Origin of the sequence: Enterobacter cloacae complex sp. 6730903, assembly GCF_048283985.1 — a bacterium.
GTDB classification, from domain to species: Bacteria; Pseudomonadota; Gammaproteobacteria; order Enterobacterales; family Enterobacteriaceae; genus Enterobacter; species Enterobacter hormaechei_C.
Genome location: NZ_JBLVXX010000125.1, coordinates 1 through 1,271, shown reverse-complemented (window position 1 = coordinate 1,271; position 1,271 = coordinate 1). Strand labels below are relative to the sequence as shown.

Below are 1,271 nucleotides of genomic sequence, written 5' to 3'. Positions count from 1 at the left end.
GGGCAGAAAACCATGAAACGCGCTGCTTTTGACGCCCTGCCACCAGCTGAACAACAGGCTGCGATTGGCGGCGGCACGAGCATCGTTGATTAATCGAAAGGAAAAATAAATGTCCAACACTTTGACTGGCCTGATCCCGACCATCTACACGGCACTGAACCGCGTATCCCGTGAGCAGGTGGGCTTTATCCCGGCGGTGGCCCGTAACGCTAAAGCCGATGCCGCGGCCAAAGACCAAACCGTGACCGCACCGGTAGCACCAAAAACCACCACCGTTGATATCACTCCGGCGGCAACCGCGCCAAACGACGGTGATCAGAACATTGGTACCGTGGACGTGAAAATCACCAAATCCAAAATGGCCCCGGTCAAATGGAATGGTGAAGAGCAGCTTGCCATCGGACCATCAGGCACTTATGACGTTGTCCTGGCTGACCAGTTTTCTCAGGCGATCCGCGCACTGAGCAACGAAATGGATGCTGACCTGGCATCGCTGGCTTATAAGTCTTCCCGCGCTGTTGGTGCTCCAAAAGATACACCGTTCAGTGTCAAAGACGACCTGTCTGATGCGGCGAACGCTCGTCAGGTGCTGACTGATAACGGCGCACCAACCACTGACCTGCGCATGGTACTGGGCGGCGAAGCGATGGCGTCAATCCGTGGTAAACAGTCCGTACTGTTCAAAGCGAACGAAGCCGGTACCGATCAGCTGCTGCGTGAAGGCATCATTGGTCGTGTGATGGGCTTTAACCTGCACGAATCCGCCAACATCAAGCGCACCGCGAAAAGCACGGCGGCGGGCTATAAGGTCAATGGCGAGAAGAAAGAGGGCGACATCATTATTGCTATCTCTGCTGGTACTGGCGGTATTGCTGCCGGGACCGCAGTGAAGTTCGATGGCGATGACAACCAGTACATGGTCGTAGCGGCAACCTCTTCGACTATCACCATCGGCGCACCTGGCCTGCGTCAGGATCTGGCAGATCAGGCGACTGTCACTGTGCTGAGCGAGTTCGTGCCAAACGTTGCCTTTGACCGTAACGCATTCCTGCTGGCTTGCCGTACCCCGGCCATGCCAAAAGGCGGCGATACCGCTGATGACGTGATGAACGTAACCGATCCGGTCTCTGGTATTACCTTCCAGATCGCGCTGTACCGCCAGTACCGTCAGGTGCGTTACGAGGTTGGTGTGGCGTGGGGTGTGGCCTCCGTTCAGCCTGAACATTCCACCATCATCATGGGTTAACCCAGGGGGCTTCGGCCCCTTTGTT

Annotated in this window: 1 protein-coding gene; it reads left to right on the top strand. The window is 56.4% G+C overall.

Annotated features, from left to right (window positions below; translation table 11 throughout):
- The first annotated feature begins 109 nt into the window (after positions 1–109).
- On the top strand, positions 110–1,246 hold the full coding sequence (locus tag ACNQ0W_RS25115) for a P22 phage major capsid protein family protein (protein ID WP_417933292.1): 1,137 nt from the start codon (positions 110–112) through the stop codon (positions 1,244–1,246).
- Positions 1,247–1,271 lie beyond the last annotated feature (25 nt).